The 26,754-nt window shown below is 47.0% G+C and carries 19 protein-coding genes; 4 read left to right on the top strand and 15 right to left on the bottom strand.

Annotated features, from left to right (window positions below):
* Nucleotides 1-3 precede the first annotated feature (3 nt).
* Nucleotides 4-1,041 (bottom strand): M48 family metallopeptidase, encoded by a 1,038-nt coding sequence (locus tag H6626_05915; protein USN48629.1) that lies wholly within the window; start codon nucleotides 1,039-1,041, stop codon nucleotides 4-6.
* A complete protein-coding gene (locus tag H6626_05920) occupies nucleotides 1,041-2,090 on the bottom strand; it encodes a DUF898 domain-containing protein (GenBank protein USN48630.1) in 1,050 nt (349 codons plus the stop codon). The genes H6626_05915 and H6626_05920 overlap by 1 nt, the downstream gene beginning before the upstream one ends.
* A gap of 222 nt (nucleotides 2,091-2,312) precedes the next feature.
* Here H6626_05920 and H6626_05925 point away from each other — a divergent pair, with 222 nt between their 5' ends.
* Together H6626_05925 and H6626_05930 are read left to right on the top strand one after the other, a co-directional pair.
* On the top strand, nucleotides 2,313-2,945 hold the full coding sequence (locus tag H6626_05925; GenBank protein ID USN48631.1) for a hypothetical protein: 633 nt from the start codon (nucleotides 2,313-2,315) through the stop codon (nucleotides 2,943-2,945).
* A 12-nt stretch (nucleotides 2,946-2,957) separates the two neighbouring features.
* On the top strand, nucleotides 2,958-3,704 hold the full coding sequence (locus H6626_05930; GenBank protein ID USN48632.1) for a matrixin family metalloprotease: 747 nt from the start codon (nucleotides 2,958-2,960) through the stop codon (nucleotides 3,702-3,704).
* Nucleotides 3,705-3,797: 93 nt separating this feature from the next.
* On the opposite strand, the gene H6626_05935 is transcribed toward H6626_05930, so the two are convergent.
* From H6626_05935 to recG, 9 genes are all read right to left on the bottom strand, one after another.
* A complete protein-coding gene (locus H6626_05935) occupies nucleotides 3,798-4,043 on the bottom strand; it encodes a DUF2442 domain-containing protein (protein USN48633.1) in 246 nt (81 codons plus the stop codon).
* On the bottom strand, nucleotides 4,027-4,269 hold the full coding sequence (locus H6626_05940; protein ID USN48959.1) for a DUF4160 domain-containing protein: 243 nt from the start codon (nucleotides 4,267-4,269) through the stop codon (nucleotides 4,027-4,029). The genes H6626_05935 and H6626_05940 overlap by 17 nt, the downstream gene beginning before the upstream one ends.
* Nucleotides 4,270-4,382: 113 nt before the next feature.
* Entirely contained in the window at nucleotides 4,383-6,254 is a 1,872-nt protein-coding gene (gene uvrC / locus H6626_05945; GenBank protein ID USN48634.1) for an excinuclease ABC subunit UvrC, read from the bottom strand.
* Nucleotides 6,235-8,322, bottom strand: a complete 2,088-nt coding sequence (gene uvrB / locus H6626_05950) for an excinuclease ABC subunit UvrB (GenBank protein USN48635.1) — start codon at nucleotides 8,320-8,322, stop codon at nucleotides 6,235-6,237. Before uvrB ends, uvrC begins: the two co-directional genes overlap by 20 nt.
* A gap of 5 nt (nucleotides 8,323-8,327) precedes the next feature.
* Complete coding sequence (locus tag H6626_05955) at nucleotides 8,328-9,785, bottom strand: cysteine--tRNA ligase (GenBank protein ID USN48636.1); 1,458 nt, start codon at nucleotides 9,783-9,785, stop codon at nucleotides 8,328-8,330.
* A 10-nt stretch (nucleotides 9,786-9,795) separates the two neighbouring features.
* Nucleotides 9,796-11,268 carry a glutamate--tRNA ligase gene (locus H6626_05960; GenBank protein USN48637.1) on the bottom strand — a complete coding sequence of 491 codons (1,473 nt, stop codon included), beginning with the start codon at nucleotides 11,266-11,268 and terminating at the stop codon, nucleotides 9,796-9,798.
* 197 nt (nucleotides 11,269-11,465) lie between these two features.
* Complete coding sequence (locus H6626_05965) at nucleotides 11,466-11,954, bottom strand: CarD family transcriptional regulator (GenBank protein USN48960.1); 489 nt, start codon at nucleotides 11,952-11,954, stop codon at nucleotides 11,466-11,468.
* A 387-nt stretch (nucleotides 11,955-12,341) separates the two neighbouring features.
* Complete coding sequence (locus H6626_05970) at nucleotides 12,342-14,477, bottom strand: S8 family serine peptidase (GenBank protein USN48638.1); 2,136 nt, start codon at nucleotides 14,475-14,477, stop codon at nucleotides 12,342-12,344.
* 328 nt (nucleotides 14,478-14,805) lie between these two features.
* On the bottom strand, nucleotides 14,806-16,896 hold the full coding sequence (gene recG / locus H6626_05975; GenBank protein USN48961.1) for an ATP-dependent DNA helicase RecG: 2,091 nt from the start codon (nucleotides 16,894-16,896) through the stop codon (nucleotides 14,806-14,808).
* A gap of 79 nt (nucleotides 16,897-16,975) precedes the next feature.
* Between recG and H6626_05980 the strand changes: the two genes are divergently transcribed.
* On the top strand, nucleotides 16,976-17,932 hold the full coding sequence (locus tag H6626_05980) for an HD domain-containing protein (GenBank protein USN48639.1): 957 nt from the start codon (nucleotides 16,976-16,978) through the stop codon (nucleotides 17,930-17,932).
* A 1-nt stretch (nucleotide 17,933) separates the two neighbouring features.
* On the opposite strand, the gene H6626_05985 is transcribed toward H6626_05980, so the two are convergent.
* The 3 genes from H6626_05985 to H6626_05995 all read right to left on the bottom strand — a co-directional run bounded on the left by H6626_05985 (nucleotide 17,934) and on the right by H6626_05995 (nucleotide 21,283).
* Nucleotides 17,934-18,674, bottom strand: coding sequence for a trypsin-like peptidase domain-containing protein (locus H6626_05985; GenBank protein ID USN48640.1), 741 nt, complete (start codon nucleotides 18,672-18,674; stop codon nucleotides 17,934-17,936).
* A gap of 68 nt (nucleotides 18,675-18,742) precedes the next feature.
* A complete protein-coding gene (locus H6626_05990) occupies nucleotides 18,743-19,492 on the bottom strand; it encodes a hypothetical protein (protein ID USN48641.1) in 750 nt (249 codons plus the stop codon).
* Nucleotides 19,493-19,744: 252 nt separating this feature from the next.
* Entirely contained in the window at nucleotides 19,745-21,283 is a 1,539-nt protein-coding gene (locus H6626_05995) for a hypothetical protein (protein USN48642.1), read from the bottom strand.
* A 1,542-nt stretch (nucleotides 21,284-22,825) separates the two neighbouring features.
* On the opposite strand from H6626_05995, the gene H6626_06000 reads away from it, so the two are divergent.
* Nucleotides 22,826-24,040 (top strand): HNH endonuclease, encoded by a 1,215-nt coding sequence (locus tag H6626_06000; GenBank protein USN48643.1) that lies wholly within the window; start codon nucleotides 22,826-22,828, stop codon nucleotides 24,038-24,040.
* Nucleotides 24,041-24,290: 250 nt separating this feature from the next.
* On the opposite strand, the gene H6626_06005 is transcribed toward H6626_06000, so the two are convergent.
* Entirely contained in the window at nucleotides 24,291-26,639 is a 2,349-nt protein-coding gene (locus tag H6626_06005; GenBank protein ID USN48644.1) for a fibronectin type III domain-containing protein, read from the bottom strand.
* Nucleotides 26,640-26,754 lie beyond the last annotated feature (115 nt).

Genomic DNA, 26,754 nt, shown 5'->3' on the forward strand with positions numbered 1-26,754 from the left:
GTATCACTTCCGTTCTTTTTTTGTTTTTTGCTCCACTTCTCGCAAATAAACAGCTCGGTCTGCTGTAATGGGGTGACTGGACAGTATGCCGAGCATTCTATGAGTTTCTTGATTCTCATTTTTGCCTTTAGCGTGAAACTCTTCCATTTTATTAAGAGCCGAAATGAGTAAGTCTACGGACAGGCCTTCTTCGGCTAATTTTTTTGCCGCAAACACATCCGCCTCTTTCTCGTGGTCGCGAGAGTACGAAGCGGACATCAAAACCAACGGAATGTTGCTAAAATCACTAGCGCCCACAATAAGCGACAAAAACACCATAAGGCCCGTCTGCTGAATCACCATTTGCAGTCCATGCCGATGCTGCACATGCCCCACTTCGTGCAATAAAACCGCATACACCTCATCAGGATTGTTTTTACAAACATTGAGCAAGTCCGTTGTGATATAGATGGTTCCCGCAGGCAGAGCAAAGGCATTTGGCCCGATTCGCTCAGACTGTATGGGCCTAATATTCACTTTCTTGTCTTTGTACTTCTCTTCAACCTTCTTAAATAATGCGGGCGCCCACGGCCATTCAGCCAATGAAACCTCCTCAGATGTGAGGCCAAAAAACTGTTTTATTGATTTATTCGTGCCCTCTTCCACAAACTCGGCCCACTCTTGCGGCACCATATGGGCCGCAAACTTCGCAGCCCATGGCAACCCTTCCTTGTAGAGCATCCATGACAAGATCAAGACAACAATAGTGGCCAATATGGCCCACCCTAGCTGGGATTCGATTTTGTGAATCAATGACCACAGGTTTTGCGGCGGAAACAGTGTCTCCATGGCAGAAAGTTCTCGGGATTCAAAACGCGATCCATCGGGAAGATCCACAGTGCGGGCCACCTGGGCCAGGGGTTCGGACACGTTCACCTGCTTAAGCGGAAAAACTCTTAGCGCCCCGTCCACTTCAACATGCACCTGCCCCGCCCGCACAGAGATTTGTGCAGACACACGATTCGAAGTCTGTCCATCATAGAGCCAACCAGAAACAACCATTAAAATCCCAGATCAATATCCCAAAAATCAACGGCCGCATCAGCCACGCTGCCTTCGGCGGCTTGAGCATCGCCGGTGATTTGTTGAAGATAGTTGCCGTTCGGCGCTATGAGTTCCAGGTGTTCAATGCGGTATTTTCTTGTTCGATGCAAGGCCCATGGAGTGGCAAGACCAAACGAGGAGATCACAGCCAATAAGTTGACAAAATAAATGCCCGCCATGGCCCTGGCCTCAAGCTTTCCACGAAATTTCACATCGCCAATACTCAAATCACGAGCCATTAAATTAGTCAGACTCGCTTTTAAAATGCCCGACGCCACCGCCATACCGCCGTAAATGAACACCGGAGCAATAACCATCGTCAGTGGGCCCAACACTGAATTTAACAGGCCAACAATCGCCACCCCAACAACTGAAAATAAAACAATTATCCCGATGGACAAATAGATTGCCCCAAACCAAGGCCCGGGCCGCCCTGCATATTTGCCAGAGGCTTTTCCATAGCTTACGTGATTCATAATAAAATCAGTGTGGCGATAAAGACCGTAGGGATAAGCCAAACCCAACGAGAGTAAACTCACAAAAAAACTCTCCAGATAGGTCAAGTAGGATTTCTTGTAGTCTTTTTGAAAGTTAAAGCGCAAATTTCGATAGGAAGTGTTTCGAAAGTTGAAGATCGCACCACGCACCACAATCCACGGAAATAACAGGGCAAAAAGAAGGCCCGCGGCAATTCCAATAAATGGATTAAACTGGGGCCCCACAGAATAAGCCAAAAACAGGATGCCTAAAATAATCCGCCCCTTTAAAATCTTGATGGGGTCGGCGTGATAGTCCAAACTGGCGCCATCGAGTATCGTATTTTTATAAAAGTACTTTCTAGTTCTGACTTTGGCCCACGCGGAGTAAATGCCCAATGTGACTACTGTCAAAAGTACATTTACGATCCAAATTTTAAAATATTCGCCGGCTTTGCCACGAAATTCCAGGGAATAGGTCTTTTCTTGCATCAAACTGGGGTCACTAGAATCAATGGGTGAATCACTCATGGGGCCGCTCCGCTTGTTGAGGTACCGAGTTCTGTGGACAGTTAATAAGGATGGTACTTGAAACAAACCCTCATCTCAAGAAATGCCCCGTGAATTTATCCTCGTGCAGACTCGAGTCCAGCCTGAAAATGACAGTCATTGACGGCACTAAAACGGCTTCAGCGTTCATGCTAGCCTTGTGGACAGTACTCATTTAATGAAATCCTGTGCACAATAAAAAACATGATTATTCGAAAACTCTCCCTCACTGCATCGATCGCCCTTTCACTTTTAGCTACCTTCGCGCCAGCACAAGAATATGCGGCCAGCTCCCCAGGGGGCGGAGGAGGGTTTTCCGCCTCGCTGGGCCTTTACCAAGCAGATAGCAAAGTGCAAAGCCCTAGTGGCAGCGAAGACTCTGACCCCTACTCCGTGGGGATAGCCATTGGATACGATTTCGACTTCTATTGGGGTCATCTTTTCTCGCCTCAGCTGGGTTATATTCAACACGCCGTGAATTCAGAAGACGATTACGGCAGTTATAAAATGACCACCATTTATGTGTTGTATGATTTTGTCTATAAACCCAGCTGGTTTGCGCAAAATATGTCCGTAAGATATGGCGTTGGCAATTTCATTAAAAAAATTGACGGCGATGGCGGCACCGTCACTGTGCCCAACGGATCGGGCACCGCCACAGCCTATCGACCCGAGTCCTCCACTAGTCATTCAGGAACCTTTAATCTCGGATTGCAGTGGGATTTTGGGGCCATTCAAAAAACCTGGGGAGTTCGATTTTATGCTTTTGCATTTGATGTTTTGGATTCAAAAAAAATGCAACTTGCCTATCAACTTAATGGCACCTATTACTTTTAAAGGACGGTCACTTTGAAACTCACAACCCTTTTTTCGCTTGTTGTTTTGTTTCCCCATTTCGCCAGCGCCTTCATTCTTGTTGACCCTGACTACCACCTCTCTAAACCCGATGATACGGTGATCAATCTTGCCAGTGGCGCTTGTCGGGCCAATGGCGTCGCTGACAGTGAATTGCGCTCTGCCATTAGTGATGCGATCAATCGTTACTGGAACACGGTGCCTGAAAGTCGGTTGAAGTTTAAGCTAGGGTCCGAGGTTTCAAGACTCATCACCGACGTGGCCGAACCCGGCGAGGTACTTGTGGGCTGCCAAGACCTCGGCGGACTCAGTGGTCCCTCTGGAGTGACTGTGCCAAACAATGGCAATGGCTCTGCCACTGTTTCTCTAAATAAAGACATGTTCGTGCCCAGTGGCTACCTTTATGAGGGCATGGTCTACGTATTGGCCCATGAACTCGGTCACGCCGTGGGCCTGGCCCACTCTGACGACACCGCTTCCGTTATGACGTACAACTCTCACGAGTGGCAACTCCCCGCTAAGTACCTTTCTCAAGATGACAAAGATGGCGTGGTCTACCTGTATCCGAACAGCGCCTTTATGGGGGCCTTCGGAGGCTGCTCCGCTGTGGCGGCTACTCCCCACAGCAACGACCCTACCCCTCAGCCCGAATGGGCCTGGTTCTTGTTCCTACTGCTCCCTTTAGGAATTCGATATCTACTGAATTACGATCTACGCAAAATATATTCGATGCTCAAATGAGTTTCTTCAAACCCACCGCGGCCCCACTGAAAGTTCTTTTGCAGACTCAACAGAAAGTGGCTGTATGCGACCTTCATCGTGAGCTTTTGTGGCTTATCCAACAAAAGCTCTGACGCTGATGTCCTCATCCAGCTTGGGCCAGTGAACCCCATACCCACTGGGCGAAATTTCAAATTCTGCAATTTCTTCAGAGCTTGCGGACATCAAACGGGGAAACCAAGCAATAGGAATAGACACGATTCTTCCATCGCTAATCTCGGCAGTTAGCTGATCATCTCCCACCTTGAGTGAAATAAATGAAAGCTCATCAATCGAAACTTTTCTAGCTGTCTGACTCATGCCATTGCCTCCAACTATCCAACAAAAACGCTTTGTTTTCATTAACGATTTCAACAACATTCTTTTGGTCTTTTGACTTAAGATTGTAAACTTTAGAAACGGAAACAGGGTCCAACCAGACCTTCATTTCGCCATTTCTGCCAATCACGTGAATATGAGCAGGCTCATTCCCCTCTCGAGAGTAAAAGAAAAATCTAAATCCATTTTTTCTCAAAACAGTTGGAATGACCCACTCCTTTTTTACTTCTAACACTTCAAAACTAACCAATCTTTCAGGCTTGGTCAGTAAATACGAGAGACCAAGGCCCTTTTTTTCGGGTCGGCGCATCATGGATCATTCTAACTTGATATCTTTTGAATTTGAGAAAGAACCTTTTTTGCCAATGATTCATTAAATCCGGGAAGCTCTGCCAAATCACTGGCCGTAGCACTTTTAATGGCGTCCACTGATGAAAAGTATTGCAACAAAGTTTTTTTGCGCTTTTCACCGAGCCCCGCAACCAGGTCCAACTCACTTTCAAAACTCACTTCGTCTCGCAATTTCCGATGATAAGTGATGGCAAAACGGTGCGCCTCATCTCGAAGACTCACCAAAATCTGAAGTCCTGACGAATGGTTCGAAAACATCACCGGATTTTGCCGGCCGGGAAGAAAAAACCGTTCTCGCGATGACGCCACATCTGAGTCGCTAAACTCCCCCTGAGTTCTAGCCTTGGCCAGGCCCACCACCGGCACATCTTCTCTGCCAATGTCTTTAAGCGCCTGCAACGCCATTTTCAGTTGGCCTTTGCCGCCATCGATGACCACTAACTGTGGATCATCATATTCCGTGTGTTTAAAACGACGAGAAAGCACTTCTTTCATACTCGCAAAATCGTTGCTCCCCGTCACGGTTCGGATTTTATAACGACGGTAGTCTTCTTTTTTAGGCAGCCCTTCTTCGAAAACCACTTGGCTGCCTACACTTTCTAATCCTTGGAAATTGGAAATATCATAGCATTCGATTCTTTGGGGCAACTCTGGAAGCTTGAGCTTACTTTGAATCTCTTCCAATGCCACTAGCCGGTTGTCTCGCTTAGTGGTGTGGTCTTTAAAGTGGCTTTCCGCATTAGCCTGGGCAATTTCCATCAGCTTCAACTCACCTTCGTCATGGGCATGGACGAGAAGGGGCTCCTTGCCCTGCCGCTCTCTAAATACAGCAGTGAGAAGCTTTCTGATATCGCTGCCCAAGTCTACTGGTAGAATGATTTCATCGGGAATAATGTTATCGCTATAGTATTGGTTTAAAAATGACGTCATCCACTCTTTTGGGTCTTCATCCTGCGAGGCTACATTGAGCCGAGGGATAAAATGCGGACGATTGCCGATCATACGACCTGCGCGTATATGCACAGTTTCAATAAGCGTTCCCGAGGTGTCTCCGAAAAAGGCAATCACGTCTTGATCTTTATCGAGGGCCGTACTCACGACCGATTGTTTTTCCCAAATCGCTTTCACAGCCTCAATACTGTCGCGCAATTTGGCCGCCGCCTCAAAACGCTCTTCTTTGGCCGCTGTTTTCATTCGCCGCTCTAATTGTTTGACTACTTTTTTATCATGGCCTCGTAAAAATTCTAAAGAATCGGCCACGTCATCTTTATACTCTTGAGAGGTGACATAATTAACACAAGGAGCCGTACACCGACCAATTTGATAGGTCATACAGGGTCGTTTTCTATTTTTCATATACGCATCTGAACAGTCACGAATCTTAAAAGTGCGATTCAAAAAACGGATGGAATCGCGAACGGCCAGACCGCTTGTATAGGGGCCAAAATAAATGGACCCGTCACGAACCACTCGTCTTGCTAAATAAAAACGCGGAAAATCCTGCTGCATAGTGCACTTAATATACGGATAGGCCCTATCGTCTTTGAGACGAATATTGTACCGAGGCCTATACTTTTTAATCAAACTGGCCTCAAGTAAAAAGGCTTCCACTTCTGTTTTTGTTAGCAAATAGTCGACGTGATCAATCTGCTTCACCAAATGCAGAGTCTTAACACTGTGGCCTTTGCTATTTGTAAAATAGGAACTCACTCGGGCGCGCAGACTTTTGGCCTTGCCCACATATATGACCTTGCCGCCCAGGTTTTTCATCAAGTAAACCCCGGGGGACTTTGGGAAATCCTTAACTTGGTCTCTTATGTCATCAATTTTTTTCTGGCTCACTATCGCCGTCCATCACATGGTGACTTATATCTTCCACTTCACCTGACAACATTCCAAGCTCAATGAGCTCAAGCCGTTTGATCTCATCTCTTAGCTTAGCCGCCTCTTCAAACTCTAAATTGTCAGAGGCCTTTTTCATTTTTCGACGAAGCTTGACCACTTCTTTTTTCAAACCCTTCGGGTCTGACTCATATTTTTCAATGGTCGATGCCACAACGGAGTAATTTTTCTCTGATGTCACCTCAAGAAGTTCGTATCCGAACACCTCGTCCAAAGACCCTCTGATTTGTTTTATCACTGTTTTTGGCGTGATTCCATGAAGCTTATTGTGTTCTTCTTGAAGAGCTCTTCGCCGTAGGGTTTCTCCGATGGCTTTTTCCATAGATTGGGTTCTATGATCCGCATAGAGGATGACTTTTCCCTCGGCATTTCGAGCTGCCCTCCCGATGGTCTGAATTAAACTTCGCTCAGAGCGCAAAAAACCTTCTTTATCTGCATCGGTAATGGCCACCAAACTCACCTCAGGTAAATCGAGTCCCTCTCGCAGCAGGTTGATCCCAATGAGCACATCAAAGACTCCCAAACGCAAATCGCGCAAAATTTCTGTGCGCTCCACAGTCTTAATATCGCTATGAAGGTACTTCACCTTAATACCCAGGCCCTCATAATATTCAGTGAGGTCTTCGGCACTCCGCTTGGTCAGTGTGGTGATCAGCACTCGCTCATTTTTTGCCACCCGCTTTCGAATTTCACCCAGAAGATCATCCACCTGAAACTTCGCCGGCCTCACTTCCACCTGTGGATCAAGTAGACCTGTGGGGCGAATGATCTGCTCCACAACGAGGCCGCCGCTTTTTTTCATTTCATACTCACCGGGCGTTGCTGACACGTAGACCACCTTGTCCACATACCGCTCAAATTCTTGAAAATTCAAAGGCCGGTTATCAAGAGCTGAAGGAAGTCTAAAACCATGTTCCACGAGGGTCAGTTTTCTCGCCCGATCGCCTCGGTACATGCCTCCAATTTGCGGAACTGTCACATGGCTTTCATCAATAAATGTTAAAAAGTCTTGAGGGAAATATTCTAAAAGCGTAGGTGGCGGCTCGCCGGGCTGCCGTCCTGTGAGATGGCGCGAATAGTTTTCAATGCCCGGACAAAAACCCATCTCACTTAAGATTTCAAGATCATACAAAGTCCGCTGCTCAATCCGTTCTGCTTCTTTATACATCACTTCATTTTTATAGTGTTGTATTCTATCGCGAAGTTCATCCCGTATGGTCTCAATGGCCATGGCCACTCGTCCCTCACCCGTTACGTAGTGACTTCCGGGATATATGGAAACCTCAGTGAGACCCTGCACAGTTTTACCAAGAAGTGGATCAACCCATGAAATGCGATCGACAAAATCACCGAAAAACTCAATGCGAACCACGCGATCTTCTTCGTAAGCAGGATAGACTTCGACAACATCTCCGCGCACCCGAAAAGTACCTCGATGAAAGTCAACGTCGTTTCGACGGTATTGGATCTTTACAAGGTCTTTTAACAGGTGATCGCGCCGCAATTCGCTATTGGCCTGTACATGGATCACCATGTTTTCATACTCTTCCGCACTGCCAAGACCATAAATGCATGAAACACTACTCACTATGATCACATCCCGCCGCTCAAACAACGACCGTGTGGCCGAATGCCGCATGCGATCGATTTGCTCGTTGATGGCAGAGTCCTTTTCAATGAATGTATCCGTAGATGGCACGTAGGCTTCGGGCTGGTAGTAATCATAATAAGAGACAAAATACTCAACAGCATTATAGGGAAACAGTTCTTTGAACTCTGCATAAAGTTGGGCCGCAAGCGTTTTATTCGGCGCCAGCACCAATGCGGGCAGGTTGAGCTCTGCTATGGTGTTAGCCATAGTAAAGGTTTTCCCCGAGCCGGTCACACCCAACAACACCTGGTGATACTCGCCTTTGTTGATGTTATCGACCAGGCTGGCAATAGCCCTTGGCTGATCTCCGGAGGGACTATGATTTGATACCAGCTTGAATTTGTCGTCGGCCTTCATGCTTCCTATTTTGCCACTTCCCAGCGGCTGCCGTCGACCCCATCTTGTACATTAATGCCCATTTCGACCAATTGGTCGCGAATTTCGTCAGATTTTTTAAAATCCTTCTGCAAACGAGCCTCCGATCGGTCCGCCACCAACTGGTCCACTTCAGATCGACTCAGGCCCTTTTGCCGCAACAACATGTCATCCAATATTTGTAGATACGCCGCAGGCGGCTCTTGAAAGAGCGCCAACACCTTTGATTTGTCACGCAACCAATGAAAATACGCCTCGGCCACTGCTTTTTGCTCGGGCCGAATTTTACCAGGCTTTCGGCAAAAACTGTTAAAGGCGCGAGTGACCTCAAAAAGACGAGCCATTAACTCAGGCGTGTTGAAATCATCGTTCATGGCTTTTTCAACACCCTCTTCGGCCTCGCTTAACAGTCGCTCGAACTCTTCCGGCACAGGAGCTAGCGGCGCTTCCGTCTGCATCAGGTTTTCTGCAAAGGCCAGAGCCGAATAAATTCGCGCCAACTGCGCCACCGCCTGATGAATCTGCTCCTCACTGAAGTCGATCAGGCTTCGATAGTGCACCGAGAGCATCATGTATTTTAAAATTTCACCGTTATACTCTTCAAGAAATGATCGTCCCGTTCGAATATTACCCAAAGATTTGGACATTTTTTGATTACCAAACTCGAGCATATTATTGTGCATCCAGTATTTTACATAGGGATGCCCTGTACAACCTTCGCTTTGGGCAATTTCATTTTCATGATGGGGAAACACCAGATCGATACCCCCGCCATGAATGTCCAGGCTATCTCCCAGTAAAGCCCGAGACATGGCCGAGCACTCAATGTGCCATCCCGGCCGTCCCTTGCCCCAAGGTGAAGACCACGCTGGCTCGCCCGGCTTGGCACTTTTCCAAAGCGCAAAATCCGCAGGATTCTTTTTTCGTTCATCGGCGGATATGCGAACTCCGGAGGCTAGATCTTCCACATTTTTGTTACTGAGCTTCCCATAGTCGGAAAAAGTACTGACATCGTAGTAGACATCGCTATCCACAACATAGGCATGCCCCTTTTCTTTCAGACTTGAAATAAAATCTATGATGTTTTGCATATACTCTGTCACACGGGGATTGCTCGTGTGCGGTCGCAAGTGAAGACGTGCATAGTCTTTTTGAAATTCATCAATATAGCGCTCAGCCAAGGCCTGTGGATCCTCCCCCAGCTCGTTGGCCCGGTTGATGATTTTATCATCCACATCGGTGTAGTTATAAACGTAGTTAACCTCGTAGCCTGATTTTTCAAGCCAATTGCGAACGGCATTAAAAAAAATGGCGCCGCGAAAGTTACCCACATGCAAAAAATCATATACCGTGGGACCACACACATACATCTTTACTTTGTTTGGCTCTAAAGTAACAAAGGGCTCTTTCTTTTTGGTCTGAGTATTGTAAATTTCTAAACTCACTGAGAACTCCTTAAAAGGCCAATGCCTGGTCCGCACGAGAAACAAGGGTAGATTTATCTAGTAAGGGTACTAAAATTTTTAGCTCAGCCCCATGGGGCTTGCCAATCACGGCCACACGAATGGGCATAAACAAAAACTTACCCTTAACTCCACAAGCCTCTTTCACCTCGTCTTGGATTCGCGAAAAATCATCTTCACTGAGATAGTCTCCGGTGAACGATTGGACCTTTTCACGCCAGGCCTGAACCACCAATTTCGAGCTTTCCCAATTCATGGTTTCTTTTGCCGAATCATCAAAACTTAAAGCTTGACTGGAAACGGGCCTAAAAAGCTCAACAGCGTCGACTAAAGTTTCCATTGCGGTTTTAAAAACACTCAGTGCTCGGCTCTGCCAATCTGGATCTTTTGGCAAAATCAGTCCCGCTTCGTTTAAGAATGGTTCTACTCGGCGCCAAAGCTCACCATGATCCAAAGCCCGCAAATGTGTGGCATTCACCCACTTCATCTTATCTTCGTCAAAAACAGCCGGAGCATGGTGCAGACGATCTAGGTCAAATTGCTCCTGCAACTCTTGCATGGACAGAATTTCTTGCCCCTCAGGAGAGCTCCATCCCAAAAGGGCCATAAAATTGTTAAAGGCCTCGGGCAAGAAACCACGTTCTCTGTAGTCATTCACACTGGTCGCCCCATGCCGTTTGCTCAATTTTTGACGATCGGAGCCCAAGATGATCGACATGTGACCAAACTGAGGTTTTTCAAATCCAAGAGCCTCATAAATCATCATCTGGCGAACCGTGTTGCTTAAGTGCTCTTCGGCCCGTAAAACATGAGTGATTTTCATTAACGCATCATCCACTACACAACAAAAATTATAAACCGGCATCCCCGTGGATCGCAGAAGGACAAAATCCCCCACCATATCGGAAGGAAACGTCACTTCACCGCGGACCAAATCATTTAACACATATTGCCGGTCCACTTTGTCCACTTTAAATCGCACCACGGCCTGATCACCGGCCGCCATTCGAGCCCGCGCCTCTTCTATGGACATATCTCTATATGGACTGTCCACTTGCGGAGGGCGCCCTTCGGCTTTTGCCTGGTCGCGCTGTTTTTCAATTTCTTCATCTGTTAAAAAACAATAATAGGCCTTACCACTGGCCACGAGTTTTTCTGCGTACTCAGCATAAATATCAAGGCGCCGAGACTGGCGGTAGGGACCGTAGGGCCCGTGGTCTTCTAGCTCAGGAAAACTCAAACCCTCATCCCAGTGAAGGCCCAGCCAATTGAGATCTGCCATTTGCTGCCGCATACTCTCATCTGTGCTGCGCTCAAGATCTGTGTCTTCAATACGAAGAATGAATTGCCCACCGGTTTTTTTTGCATAGAGGTAACAATACAATGCGGTACGGGCTCCGCCCACATGCAAATAACCCGTGGGACTCGGAGCAAAACGGACGCGAACAGTAGATGAGTTAGACATGGTTCTCTTCCTGTATGTTGTGTGCGAGCGTGGCGGAAAGGAGCAGTGAACGACTCTCTAGCCTCTATGCTCAAAAAATACTCCGCTCCGAACGCACGAGTCTTCGATTATTAGAGGCTGATTGTAGGTTTGACTAGAGAAATCAAAAAAAATGCCGCTTTTTGAGCGGCATTTCAAATCAACATTTAAAGCAGAACTTAAAGTTCGAAGATATCAGCCATTTCAGCACTGGCTTTAAGCTCTTCTGGTCCCTTTGCCAACGAGAGCTCTCGCAACAACAAGGTGCGGGCTGTGTCGAGCATTCGTCGCTCACCAAAACTGAGTTCTTTATCGACTTTTAACAAATAGAGGTCGCGCAAAACTTCAGCAATTTCATACACTGAACCCGTTTTAATCTTTTCCATGTACTCACGATAGCGACGATTCCAGGTTTGGTTGTCTACTTTGACTTCTGTTTCCTTCAAAATAGCAATCACCTTGTCCGCTTCTTCGTTGCTAATAATAGGACGCAAGCCCACCGACGCAACATTGTTTTTTGGCACCATAATCTTCATGCCTGTCTCTATGATTTCGATGGAATAAAAAGTTTGCTTGCTTCCAAGAATTTCTTTTGTTTCGATAGCTTTAACCTGGCCCACACCGTGTCCTGGATAAACGGCGTTATCGCCCACACTAAATTCAGCCATTCCTGCCATGCATTTCCTCCAAAGACCCAAGCACTAGGGATTTCACGAATTTGAAAATCGATGGCAAAGTTATAGCATTTATGACACAACTTATCAAATATAATGGTTACAATAAAACTTACAAAACATGGCGAAATCACAGTCTCAACGCCAATACGTCATATTGACGGGCCCCAATGGGAGATTGGCCGCACCCGCCAGCAAACGGGGGCGACCCTGCTGGCTCCAACGCCCGCAATTTGGCGCAATGAATCAAGAATTTTGGTGAAGAGCCCTTAAGCGCTGATTAAATTTGTCACTGAAGTTTTTTTGAGACTGAAAAAAAATCTGAGATTTACCGTGTAGATTTAACAAGGGCCCCTGTGGGGCCCCTGCCGATTGATACTCTTAGCGAGATACTACGAGTGCAAAGGGAAGGACGCCGTCACGCCCTTGTGGAATATTCACACCGCGAACAACCACTTCAGAAATCTCACCTTGTTGAGCCACGATTTGCTCGGAGTTATTCAAGGTGCTGGTACTCTTTAAGATGCGACCATCGTTCATTTTAACCTCAAGATCGAGATTGTTGACCAAGGCCTTTGCCGAAGCACTGGATCCGGGGGCATCCGTGTACACTAAAGTTACCTTGTGAATGCCACCCGATACGGCATAGGACACACTCTCACCCTGAGCTACACCGGGAGCATCCAACACCATGGTGTAGTATTGGTTGGCTAGTGGCGAAGTGGCGGTTTCCATATTTACACGACCATATCCTTGATCCACGTTAGGCCCAGGGACAAGCAGTTCTTGTCCGTTTTGGCGACCAATTTCACCGTATTGACCTGGATAGAGATCATCCGCCGAGTGCATCAACACTGCTTTAACGAGAGCGGCTGATGGCTCATTCATTTTGTGTTCATTAGCCAAGTACTCTCTTACCACAGCGGCCGCTCCAGCCACGAGTGGCGTGGACATAGATGTGCCACCTGAGTAGCAATAATCTTGGTTGTAGTTGCCCCATAGTGGGCTTGCGCCTTCCACTTGCGAACAGTTACTCACAATGTTTGTTCCGGGAGCCACAACATCTGGCTTTAAACGTCCATCTGCTGTTGGACCGCGAGAACTAAAAGCCGCAATACCATTAGCATTGTCAGACAAGCGATCGCCGGCCAATGGCTCCACCGACCATGCATCGCCGCCTTTAAGTTCACCCAATTTTCTTTGAATACCACCCTCAAGAAGATAGTTTTCAGAGGCACCTACCGTAAGCACATTCTTGGCTGAGGCCGGTGATCCCATAGATAGCTCATCTATACGACCATCTTTGTTTTCATCAACACCACTGTTGCCGGCTGCAAACACCAACAACATGTCAGGATGTTGCCACATGTACTCGTCAGCCTGCTGGGCAAAGTTATCATAGGCTCCGGCTGCGTCTTTACCCCAAGAATTGGTGTGAACGCGAGCTCCATTCTCATAGCCATGCTTGAACAGGCGCTCTAGCTGAGGGGGAACAGTGAGGCCTTTAAGCATTTTTGACCACATGCCCTGAGCCACCATTTTAGCATTGTAGGCTCCACCCAGAAATAATCCACCAGAGGCTGTGCCGTTGCTCAACACCGAACCCGCTACGTGAGTCCCGTGTCCCATGGGGTCTTCCCATGAATCTGTGAATAGACCAAAGGCAAAACCTGTGAAAAAGGGAATAAGAAAATCGGAATGCAGAGTCTTCGTGTCGCCACTGTCGAGACCTGTATCAGCCATGGCCACCTTTTGCCCTTGACCCGTGTATCCACGATCCCAGGCTGCTTCAAAGTTCATAACCTTAGTGCCGGTTTCATAGCCACTGGTCTTGTCGTAGCCACGCTCTTCGGCCAGAGCTGACATTTGCAACTCATCAAGTGGCATATCCATCAACTTGACTTGTCCCAGGGGTTGCACCCACTCCACACCATCAAGCTTGGCTAACGCCTCCACTGCAGACAACAGGGTCTCTGCGTAGATCACTTTGCCGCCCGCATCGAGCACTTCTACTCCAGAGATGTTCTCAATGGCTGACAAAGTGGCCTCTAGGTCTTTTTCAGCAAACAACTTAATAGATACTTTGGCTCTTTTAAATTGCGAGAACACACTGGCTGGCTCCAGGTCTTCACTCATTCGAAAGCCGTGTAAGTAAGGTATCACTGCTCGTACTGACTTATTCTCTTCTTGCCAGTGAGCCACGGATTCTGGTGACGCTTTCACGATCAAAGCGTCTTCAGGAATGTAGCGCAGAATTTCTGCACCCTTTTCAGCAATAAATGCTTTATCCGCTTCAGTAATCACTTCTGAAAACTGCACGATAAAGTACTTAGTGCTCATTGCTTCTTGTAGGGTCATCTGAGATGGCATGACCTTATTAATAGATTCGGTGTGCGTTGGATCCACACTTCCCCGCTTGAGGTGGATCATTTCGCCCGCTGTAGCCAAACTTCCTATGAGCCACAAAGTTGCGCTTACGGCCCCCACCATATAGCGCTGTATCATCCTTAATTTCATGGTTCCCCCTTGGTGATGAGAAATAGTGAACCATGAGCTTTTTACATATCAAAGTAAAAAATTCACATGCGCCCGCGAAAGGCTTATGTGAAGCGGAATCCAGCGCCTCAGGAACCCTGGCAGAAATTTTAGGAAACGCGTATATGCCCGCAAAACGGGCAAGCTAACTGATTTCAGGGCCGACTTAAAACCCAATATCAGGTTGATATTTCTGTTGAATCTGTCTTGGCATCTGCAGGGGGGGGCGAATATCTGTCACACCCTTACAGTTTTTGGGGTTTTACGCGCAGTGCTTCATGCTTTTGGAAGGTATAAGAAAAAATTGCAACTATCCGATGATAGCTGTGCGTGTGAGCTCCAGATCTTGCCGTACTTTTTCATGTTCAGGTTGAGTCAACTGAGGATCTTTTTGGATCAACGCAAAGGCGGCCTGACGAGCATCCTGCAGAATCTTAACGTCACGAACCAGATTGGCCATTTTAAAACCAGGCAAACCAGACTGTCTTGTTCCCAAAAACTCGCCGGGGCCTCTCATTTCCAAATCCGCTTCCGCAATTTTGAAACCGTCTGTACTCTGCTCCATAATTTCAGCCCGCTTGGTGCCATCTTCAGATACAGCATAGCCCAAAAGCAGCACACAATAACTTTTGTGCTGGCCTCGGCCCACTCGCCCCCGCAATTGATGCAATTGGGAGAGCCCGAACCGTTCGGCATGTTCAATCACCATGATGTTAGCGTTGGGTACGTCCACTCCCACTTCAATCACGGTTGTGGCCACCAACATGTCGATGTTGCCGTCACGAAACTCCCGCATGACGGCCTCTTTTTCAGCCGGTTTCATCTTTCCGTGCAAAAGCCCCAGTCGATATTCAGGGAATTCGGCCTGCAAATTTTCATATTCAGTGACCGCATTCTTCAGATCCATTTTGTCTGATTCTTCAACAAGTGGATACACCACATAGGCCTGACGACCCGCTTTCAGTTGGTCACGCACAAAGGCCATCACCTTAGGTCGTTTATTTTCAAAAGCCTTTCTGGTGAGTATGGGCTGTCGGCCAGGAGGCAACTCGTCGATGATCGACACATCAAGATCACCATACACCGTCATCGCCAAGGTGCGTGGAATGGGTGTGGCCGTCATCACTAAAAAATGGGATGCCCCTTTTGCTTTGAGTTCCTGGCGTTGGGCCACACCAAAGCGATGTTGCTCATCCACAATAACCAATCCCAAATTTTTGAAGTCCACTTCCTTTTGAATCAATGCATGGGTCCCCACGCAGATTTGAATTTCGCCCGAGGCTAACTGCTCACAGACCTGTCGATGCTCTGAGAGTTTCAACTGGCCAGTGAGAAGACCTACTTTAATGCCCAGCGACTTTAAAAACTTCTGCGCATTTTTAAAGTGCTGTTCTGCTAAAATCTCGGTGGGCACCATCAATGCCACTTGATATCCGTTTTCTACGGCGTAAACAGCAGACATCAACGCCACCATTGTTTTTCCGCTCCCCACATCACCCTGCACCAGGCGATGCATCGGATGGGGTCGCTGCAAATCAGATGCAATATCAAAAAAAGCCCGCTGTTGTGCCCCTGTCAGCTGAAAAGGCAGCTGACTTAAAAGGCGATCCACGTAGCTCTGCTTTTTCGAAAACGCCGGTGCGGCTTCTTGCTTCACACCGGCCCTCACCGAGGCCAGATGCAATTCGAGCCAAAAAAATTCTTCAAATATAATGCGCTTTTGAGCCGGAGCCTTGAACTCAATGTACTCATTTCCGCTATGAGGTGGCGGCTGGTGGATGAGTTTGAGGGCCTCTTTTCTGGGGATCAAATTGTATTTTTGCAAAATCCACTGAGGCAAAGTTTCATCAATTTGAGACTCTGGTTTTTCCGGATGCAAAATCACCTTGTCAATGGCCGCCCCGATAATTCGACGCAACTTTCCTGGACGAAGCCCCTCGGTTTCGGTGTAAAGGGGTATGAGTTCGTCTTCTTGCTCTTCGTTTTCGCCGACCAAAACGATATCCGGATGATGCAACTCCAGTCGCCCTCGATAAAGTTGTGCCTTGCCCGACACCCTTACTTCTTGGTGGGGCTGAAACCGCTCGAAATAGCCTTTATAGGGCACGCGAAAATATTTGCAGGAAACTCGACCCGAGCCGTCGGCCACGACCACTTCATAAATTTTCCGGTGACTTCGCCCCAAGTTGAGTGATCGCACCTGCACAATGCGGGCTAAAAAGCTGACTATTTGCCCTGGCTCCAAGGTAGAAATGCTGCGAGCGGCCCGGCGATCTTCATAGGCCCGAGGAAACCACGACAGCAAGTCACCCACGGTGGACACCCCCCGCTTGCGCAGGGCCTCGCCCAACTTTGGTCCTACTCCTTTTAAATATTGTACTTGGGTATCAATATTCACAATCTCAACCTTTTGTCTCAGTTGCCCAAGTCCAACCTTATTGGCCTTGGACACTAAAAAAAATCATGGCAAAATTAGTTTTATGGCAGAAAACCAAGCAGAGCAATACATCAAGATTCGCCTTAAGTCTCTACACCCATCATCACCCGTACCTTTTGATGTCTACGTGCTGATTAATGGTCGCCACATCCACTATTTGCGAGCCGGTGACAGCTTAACAGCCGAAAAACTTCTGAGTTTCGAGGAAAAGGCGCCAGATAATTTCTACCTCAAATTTGAAGACAGGCCGCATTATAAGAAACATGTGGCCCTATTGCTCAACGATGACAAATTGAGCAGTTTCGATAAGGCCACCGTGCTTCGTGAAAGTTCATTGGCCTTGGTTGAGGAGCTTTTTGAAAGTCCCGATGTGGAAAAAGCCCTGAATGAGTCCAAAGTGCTGATCAATCAGTTTTTGGATCTCATGGAAACAGAACCCGATGCCATGTCTCATCTGATTGGTTTGTCGAGCCATGACTTTTACACCTACACCCACTCACTGGATGTGGGGATCTACAGCTTAGGATTAGCCCAAACTGTAGGATACAAAGGCCACGACCTCCATGAGATGGGCCAAGGGGCTTTGTTTCACGACATCGGCAAACGCAATGTGAGTGTGGATATTATTTGTAAAGATGGTCCACTGGATGACCTTGAGTGGGCTCAAATGCAAAAACACCCTGAATATGGTTTAATGATTCTTGAAGAACACGATGTGTCCGATGCCATTAAGGCCTGTTGCTTTGAACATCATGAAAGTGCTCTTGGCAACGGTTACCCACAACAACTAGATGCCAATGAAATTCACCCCATGGCCCGCATTGTGGCCTTGACCGATACCTTTGATGCGCTCACCACCCAACGTTCTTACAACAAACCCATGCAGCCTCGAGAAGCTTTGGATTTTATGAAAGAACGACTTGCGGGCCGTTACGACAAAGACCTTTTGAATGCCATGTATGAGGTTTTATTTAAAATGGAAAAAGCTCTAGGGGCCTGATCTACAGCCCACACTCCACTTGCAGTGCGTCTTTTATAAACGCCATGGGAATAGCCTGCTTCTGCCCGTCGGGTACGGGCTCTGAAGAATCATTAAATAACCGCGGGCGGCGCCCATGATGGACTCCCACAACAGTGCCGTTGGCATCAATGATAGGTGAACCACTTAGGCCGTTAAAAGTTTTAAACTCATAGTTAAATGAGGGACGCAGTTCATGATCGTAATCTTCCTTAGCGACAAGCCCCCGCCCCACATAAAATGGCGTGTCTGAAAAAGCATTCAATACGGCAAGCAAGCTCACTGATTCGCCCTGTTGAGGGATTCGGCTAGCAAGAGTGACTTTCGGATTATACCAACGCCTCGACGTTGATCTTTTAAGCCACCGAAAAGACAACACCACAGCATCCAAGGGTTCCGAATAGTCGACAATAGATTGAACCACTAACTCATCTCCCAAAGCATTGCGGGCCGACAGACTGGGACATGGCTCACCGGATTGTTCACAATGGTAGAAGTGACGAGCCACCACGTGGTAACTTGTGATGAGATTATGACATTCATCCGATGGCACCAGCCCCTGTCCCAAAAGCTGCATGCCATTATCAATGGCAAACACACTGGCCGTAAGGGGATAAGTCAAAGGCAGGCGGCTTTTTTGTCGATGCCGGGCTTCCACTCGGGTTAAGGCTTCACCGCCCAATGGAAACAATAACACCCCAACTTCGATTACTAAAAAAGACAACCATAATCCGAGCTTCACCGAAGTCGCGGTTGATTTCTTAATTTTTGGCAATAACTCTAGTGGCAACCTTAGAACCCAAACATTTTAAAGGGCATACTCATCATCTGCATCGGCATGGACATGGCATCCATGGAGTTACCCATTTGACCCATTTGGCGATTTACATTGTACATGTTGTAGTTCATCGAAGCCATTTGACGATTCATGGTGGCTAGCTGGGTGCGATTCAATTCCGCAACCTGAATGTTCATACCTTCCATTTCAGTTTTTAGGCTTTCCATTTGGTTTCGCATGGTGTTGATATCCACAGCCATCATGTCCATGGTCCCCGCCATCTTGTGAACGTCCTGTCTAAACGATCGAAGAGTTAGATTGTATTCTTCAAGAAGGGCTTTCACTGTGGGTCCATACTCCACTGCCACATAGACCGCACCAATAGTGCCCAGTCCGACCACTGAAGAAATAAAATAAAGGAGTGGAACGGCAATTTCATCTTCTGGGTTAACCATGTCGAATTCTTCTTTTTGTAAAAACACGGCATAGGATTCGACGCCTTCGTTAGTTAAACTGAAGGTCAATCGCATGGACCCGGTAAATCCGTCGGGATTAATAATTCCTGTTCCCATAACCGTTTCGGGTTGGGCCAGTCCAGTTAGTAATTCAGTTAGGGAAGACTCATCGATGAGACAAACATCTGAATTGAGATTTTTTGCGCGCACCTGACTTTGGGCATCCACAAAGTTTTTACACGGCCCCTCTACCGCAAAACCCGTTGCACTCACGCATAGAAGCACCACCAGCGTTAAAACCTTAGTCATTCGCATTCCTTACCCCCACTAAAAAGAATCATCGACCCTGTTTGGATTTTTTCTGAATGGGAGGATTATGTCGTTGGCCAGCTTTAAACCTCAATAATTTTTAAATTTTATGACTTTTTTTCAGAAGCTGTGGGAGGAAACATATTGGGTGGTCTGTGAGAGGAGAATATCATTGCCGCAGAGCGCACAAGGGGCACGCTCGTGGCCATCCCCGGCTCCCCGAAATGGGGGTCAGCCGAGTCTATTATTTAATTAAAACTCATCCGCCTGGCGACGGGTTCTTAAGCGAAGGGGCTCACTTAAGCTCATAATTCCGTTTCGCTCTGACATACCTTGCACATCATAAAGTGTGTTGGGTCGAAGGCCCGTAGCCATATCCACGTGGGATAGAACCAGGTTGGTATCTAAAAGCGTATATGTGACTTCGCCAGTATCCACATTAGTGATTTGCAGCTGTGTGGTGGATTCTTTATCCGTTTCCCAGGCAAATGAAGCCGTGTTACCGGTGATTTCTAGGATTCTAAAGTCAGAGATCACCACAGGAGCATCGGCAGGCTCTTCGCCGACGTCGCCACCGCCATCACCATTACCATTGTCGCCGTCATCGACATTTCCGTCGTCACCATTATCCGATCCGCCATCATCCCCGTTACCTGGGTCACCGGGCTCTTCCACTCGTTTTGCACAATAGGAAATGCGAATTTCAGAATTTTCTACACCCGCATATCCGGTTAAATGCACTTCATTGACATCGGCATTGTAATTGTGATCTGCGGGTTCACCATCAACCAGCACTTGAAGTGAACTCATATCGAAATCCAATCTCGACAACGGAAACTCTGTTTTCAAATTTAACTTTTTTGTGGCGAGTAGTCCAATTTGATCTAAACCTTGGTGAATATGATTTCCGGCTAAATCAATGGCGACGCCATTAGCCATGCGGATCATTTCTAAATAACCATAGCCAATCTCATTTTCTCCCACTGCTGGAAAATCAGACTGCTCATGATAAATGATTCCGGCCACCACTGAGGGGCGCTCGCCTTGATGCGCTCGCACCTGAGCTAAAACTGACTCGGGAGTGATATTGGCGCAATACCTATTAAATGCGGGAATCTCTTTATTATTAGGATCCACCACGGGAACAACGCCTTGCGGGTAGCGCGCACAAATGTCGTTTTCATCGGCCACAAATACCACGGCCAATGCGGCATCTTCTCTAAAAAAACCATGCCCCACTGACTCTAACAAGTTGGCTTCTGAAAAGGCCTCGTTCAGCGAGTAAAGGCCGGCTTCGCCACCGTCAGTTTCGTTTTCTGTGGCGACAAGGCGCATGCGATCTCGCAATATCGTGCGAAGCTCTTCAGATGAGTGATTGGCTGCATTTAATACATAGGGCTTGTCGCTGTATCTCCGATAAAGACGTCCTGATCTCGAGCCCACGTGGGCCAACATGACTCCAAACTGAGCGTCCACATCTGCGGGAAGAGCGCCAAGGAGAGCGTCGACGCCGTCACCAATTTCATCTCTTTCTTCTACGAGCGAACCGGAGGTATCTACGACAAATAGGACGTCGATTTTTTTAGTGATTTCCGCATCTGGCTGAAGTTGCATTTCAGAATAACAAAAGGGGCCATCTGGCGGATAACTCAGATTAGGCGGCCCACTTACCGGCGGATTCAATGTGCGGTCAATGGCCTGATTCTCTTCATCAGTCAACTCACACCCGGTGGTTAAAAAACCAACCAGTGCCACAGCTAACCCTATTTTATATGTCTCTTGCCAACGCATGTAATCACCCTCCGGGAAAATCCCGTTTATTTTTGAAATCTAATAATTAATTGAACGATAAAAATCGCCAGGCACCTCGGTGCCGTAATCAGATCGATATGGAAATTACATACTTTGGTCTGGTCTCTATGCCATTAGGCTACCAGATAACCCTAAGTTCCCCAAATTTTTAATAAAATGCCGTCTCAACGTGAGAATTTAAATTTTTTTGCCGATGTTGTTTACACTATCGAATGCGGTATTGTGTTGTTGAGTGTCTCGTTTTGAGACGGAGGCGAATGGCTGTGTTATTTGGCAGCGATTCTGTCTCTTTAACTTTGCAGCGATTTTGTCTCCCCCTAGAAATTAGGCCAGGTAAAGCATCCCAAAGGGATTTTGGGAGGAGCTGCCATGGAGGAGATTTTAGTGTCAAAACGACACGGAGGCGAATGGGCATTATGTGGCATAGGTTTGAATAGCGTTTACAACACCAACTTCCTGTTGGAGTGTTAAGCCAGGGCTCTCTCAGTTAAGAATAGTTTTGTAGCAATTCTGTCAACCTACCCCCAATAATCCACACTTAGCCTCTTGGTCTATCGACAACATTTTAAACCCTACAAAGACCCAACGATATCACCCTTATGTCCAATTTGCCGCGCATTCCACAATTGCTCAGGACCAGGCAACAAAAATTCTATCGCTTATTCGAGAAAAACCAAATAGTCAAAAGTCAGCCTATTTGCTATGGATCTTAAAAAAACAACCTTCTTTAGAACTATCTCCAGACGACAAAAAACTCATTGAAGGCGAAATATCCGTTTATGAGTGTCGCCAGACCGACATAGGATCCTATCATTGTGGTAGCCGCTAGGTGAAAACAGACAATACTCAGATACCATTAAATGGATAGGTACGATATCGCAACGCTTAGCTTTGTCGGAACAACTTTTTCAGACCACCCTGTTCGATTGGCCAATCGCCTTAATAATCTTGCCTGAAGAACCCTATTCCTTCGCCTCGAATTAATCAAAAACACTGACCCTCTCAGGGGGTCTTGTCGTGTCAAAGTTCAATTCTCAAACCTTCTCAACTCACGGAAGCCAGGATATTGACAACACTCGGATACCATTAAATGGATAGGTACGATATCGCAACACTTTAGCTTTGTCGGAACAACTTTTTCAGACCACCCTGTTCGATTGGCCAATCGCCTTAATAATCTTGCTTGAAGAACCCTATTCCTTCGCCTCGAATTAATCGAAAACACTGACCCTCTCAGGGGGTCTTGTCGTGTCAAAGTTCAATTCTCAACCACGGAAGCCAGGATAGCGAAAAATCTTTATGTCATCCGGGCAAGTCTGCAAGAAAAAACTATTCTCCGCCCCTTCGATGGCTTAATTCAGAAAAGCTAAATAAAACGGCAAATCCTCCCCCTCCCTCGGATCGCCTATGCGCATCATCAAAGAAGTATTTTACCGCCCATATTTTGACTTTTCATCTCTCTTAAAATAAACTCGCGTCACACTTTGCGAGTTTTTAAATGTTACTATACTGAGGGACACAATGATTATCGAAAATTTAAGCGACCATCAGCTGCATCAGAATTTGTTAGCTCTTAAATCAAAAGAATCTCGCATTGTTGCCAGCATTATTTCTCATCTTGAAGAAGTTTATCGGCGCCGATTATTTGCCCACTACAAATGCACTTCTATATATGATTACTGTATTCGCAATTTGGGTTATTCAAATGGCGACGCCCATAAAAAGATCAGTGCTTGTAAGCTGGCCTCGCATTGTCAGGGAATCAAAGAGGCCATTGCTTGTGGTGAGCTTAGCCTGTCAAATGCTGCCGCAGTCCAAGTGTTCTTGAATAAAAGTGCAAAACTTCAGAGTACCGGTGAAAAACTATGTCCGAAGAAGATGGACACAAGTTCTGCAGAAGTCGACACAAATACACTTTTGGGTTCGGACACTAATACAGGGTCAAATACAGGGTCAAATACAGGTATAGGTACAGGTATAGGTACAGGTATAGGCACAGGTATAGGCACAGGTACAAAATTAGGATTAGGTTCGGATTCTGGCACAAATGCAAAAACAAATTCAAATGCAAATACGAATTCAAATACATGTAGTAATTCGAGTGCAGATGGCTGTCCGCCGACAGCAAGAAATCCAATGCCGACGCATCCCCAATTTCCATCTGGGACACTTAACCCTAAGGCCATCATCGATCGAGTCAAAAACAAAAGCACAAGAGAGTGTGAGATAGAGCTCGAAAAGATTGCCAGAGAAAATGCCTTGAAATTGCCGGAAACAAAATCCAGCGCACGAAGGTATGGCGACAAAACGATGCTTAAGATTTTTATAGATAGTGAAAAACTCTATCTACTCAAATCGCGATTAAACATGGACTCCGAACAAGAATTATTGCAGCTCCTTGTTGAAGAAAAACTCAAAGCTACAGAGCCCGACACCGCGACAAAACTGAAGGCGAGAGCAATGCCAAGTCGTAACGCTCGCAGCATTAGCCCAGGAAAACGAGCCATTGTGATCAAAAAAGCCCAAAACCAATGTGAAAATTGCGGATCGAAACAAAATTTACAGATTGATCATAAATTAAGTGTGGCTCAGGGCGGAAGTAACCACATTGAAAACCTAAGGCTCTTATGCCGCTCGTGTAATCAGCGGGCGGCCATTGAGCAATTTGGATTCAAATTTATGGACAAATTTATTAACAAAAAACTCACCCTCTCAGAAGGTCATGTCGTGTCATAGGTGGATGCTTGCTTCACTACGGAGATTCAATAGCGTACAGGAGTAACGGCCCCACATCATTTGAAATACACTATTTTTTATTCTTAAATTGGCGAAATGAATTGGCCGTGCTTATTTCGCATTGTTGTAATTAATGAACCTGGCGGGATACCTTTTGACTCATTGAAGGCGAAATATCCGTTTATGAGTGTCGCCAGGCCGACATCGGATCCTATAATTGTGGTAGCCTCTAGCCAAAAACTGACACCACTCAGGTACCATTAGATGGATAGGCATACATTTGAACCCCGGTGACGGTGCCATTTTGAAAGTTGCAAGTGCCGTTAGCCAGATAGTCGCCATGCCCCTGATAAACGCCAAAGTTAGGTGAATAAATGCATGCCTCGTTGCTTTCGCAAAGGCCATCGTCGTCTCCCACACCATCAAAGAAGATCTCCTGTGCGTTCACAAGAAATGTATTGGGCGCCGAATGTTGATCGGTCATGGTGTAATTGCCGTTCACAGCCATGGGGCATGTGGCGCCAGCGACGAAGGGTTGGTTTTGGTTTTCGCCGTCGTTGGTTGTGTTGCGAAATACAGTGTCTGTGGCCTTAAGTTGAAAATCCATGATCTCAAGCCCACCGCCGTCATTCACCCAGATGCGATAGGGGTTTTCAAAATTAAATACCTGTGAGGCATCACTGGTGTCTGGAGGATTTGGCAAAACCACAGGATTGACAGAGTCCGAGGTCACCGCTCCGACAAAAGAATTGTCAAAGTTCAAATTTGTGACGTGGTTTGCATTACTAATGCCCTGGTTGTTACAACTCGCATCGAGTCCGTGGTTCGCAGTGGCAGAACCCACTGTGCAGTTGGCCGCCAAGGACAATAAAAGGTTGTCCGTAAACCAAATCCCATTACCGCCTCCTGCAAAGTAACTCGAAATCGCCACTTGAGAAAAATAACTATCAACACTTGCTCCAATCATATTTGGCCCACCAGTTTTCCATACGGCGTTGACATAAGTCATATCTTCCGCCGTCCAATCATCAAGGCCATTGGGATGCACAAGATTCAAGAACGTCACCTTTCGTGTGCCCGAAGAAATGTAGCTTGGAGACGCATTTACCGCAATGGTATCAATCAACGTCGTTTCATCCATCGAAACAGCATGAATTGGACGCCCAGTGTGAGTGATGCGTGTTCTTAAAAAAGTGTTACGCCACCCGCCCGCATGCATGCCTTTACCAGAAAAAGCGATCTTCGTGTCGACAAAAAGACTATACATCGGACTCGGCGTCCCGTACATTCTGAGGCCCGTGGTGGCATTTGATATTTGAATTTTTTCAAACAGAGAATATTGAGTGTCAGACAAACGGACACCAACATCGCCACCATTAGAGCGCAAATCACTGATATGTACATAGTCGCCATCGCTCAAATAAAAGTTCGTGCCCGTGTTTGAACTATTATCAATTTCAATATCCTGATAAACCATATAGTCGCCACCAGTTAATACAATCAAACCGTAAGTGCTCGGCTGCTCAAGGCGGAGATGGCGGATCTGAGAGTGGGTTGTCAAAGCCATCCATATCACTGCGGTGTCGGCCGACGCACCAAAACGACCTTCTATCCACAGGTTACCTACCATATTGGGCCGAAGCCCCGACGCACCTGATGAGTACACGGCCTCCCCAAGAGTAACAAAAGAGATCTTCGATGCCGTGATGGCATGGCCCAGATCCGTGCGGGATTCATTGAGAACATATACAGCACCCAATTGATCGAGGTCTGCATTGCCGGTGGGCAAAGAGATCACGGAGTTGTTCCACCAAACCGCCGCCGATGAAGCATGCGTGGCCACGCCGTTTCGGTAAATTATCAGCCGCAGGGACTTAAAGCTGTTCGGCTCTAGCACGTCTGCCAAACGTCTATCGGCTTTGAGGCCGCTGGAATAAATTTTCACCGGCGAACTGCTGTCGTCGCAAACCCAGTTAAAGGCGCCCGCCGAGTCTTCGGCCGTCACACCCGCGCAGTCATTAAACATTGTGGGTGCCGTGAACTTTCTAATTTCACCGCTGTGAATACATAGATTCAAAAGTAAATCACCGGTTCCCGAGCATGCCGTGTCGCTAGCATCAAAGGCATTGCTTCCATCACGGTCCACATAGTCGTTCCAATTGGGGTTATTTGGATAGGCGGCCGTGCCCGTAACTTCTTTTAGTGTGGTCAAGGAGAAACTCCCCTCAGCGGCGACCCCTACGCTGCATACCAATAGGCTGTATTGGGTATCAGGATTCAAGCCGGATAGATCCACGCTGTTTGTGGAAACGCTGACTTCTGATACCCCAGGCGCACTTGCACAGCTTCCAGGCGCTTCGCTTCCTTCGCGGTAGTAGACTGTATAACCACTGGACCCGGGGACATCGGTCCAAATAAGATTCGTGGCATCGTTGTATATGTGAGTGGCGCTGACAGTCTCTATCGAAAAACTACTCGCCTTGTATTTACCACTGATACGATTGTCACCCAGCTGGCACCCCAATACGGAGGCACCGAGCAAAACACTCAGAGTCAATCGCCAAACCTGAGGTAACGTTCCATTTTTGTAGGGCGACATTTTGCCTCCATATTAAGCACTCCATTAAAATTGATATACTTAGTATCGTCTGATGCGGTGAATAACTTTAGTTATTTTTGCTGTACTGCTCGTTTTTTATGCATCAATTTGAGAA

Source organism: Pseudobdellovibrionaceae bacterium, assembly GCA_023898385.1.
GTDB lineage: Bacteria > Bdellovibrionota > Bdellovibrionia > Bdellovibrionales > UBA1609.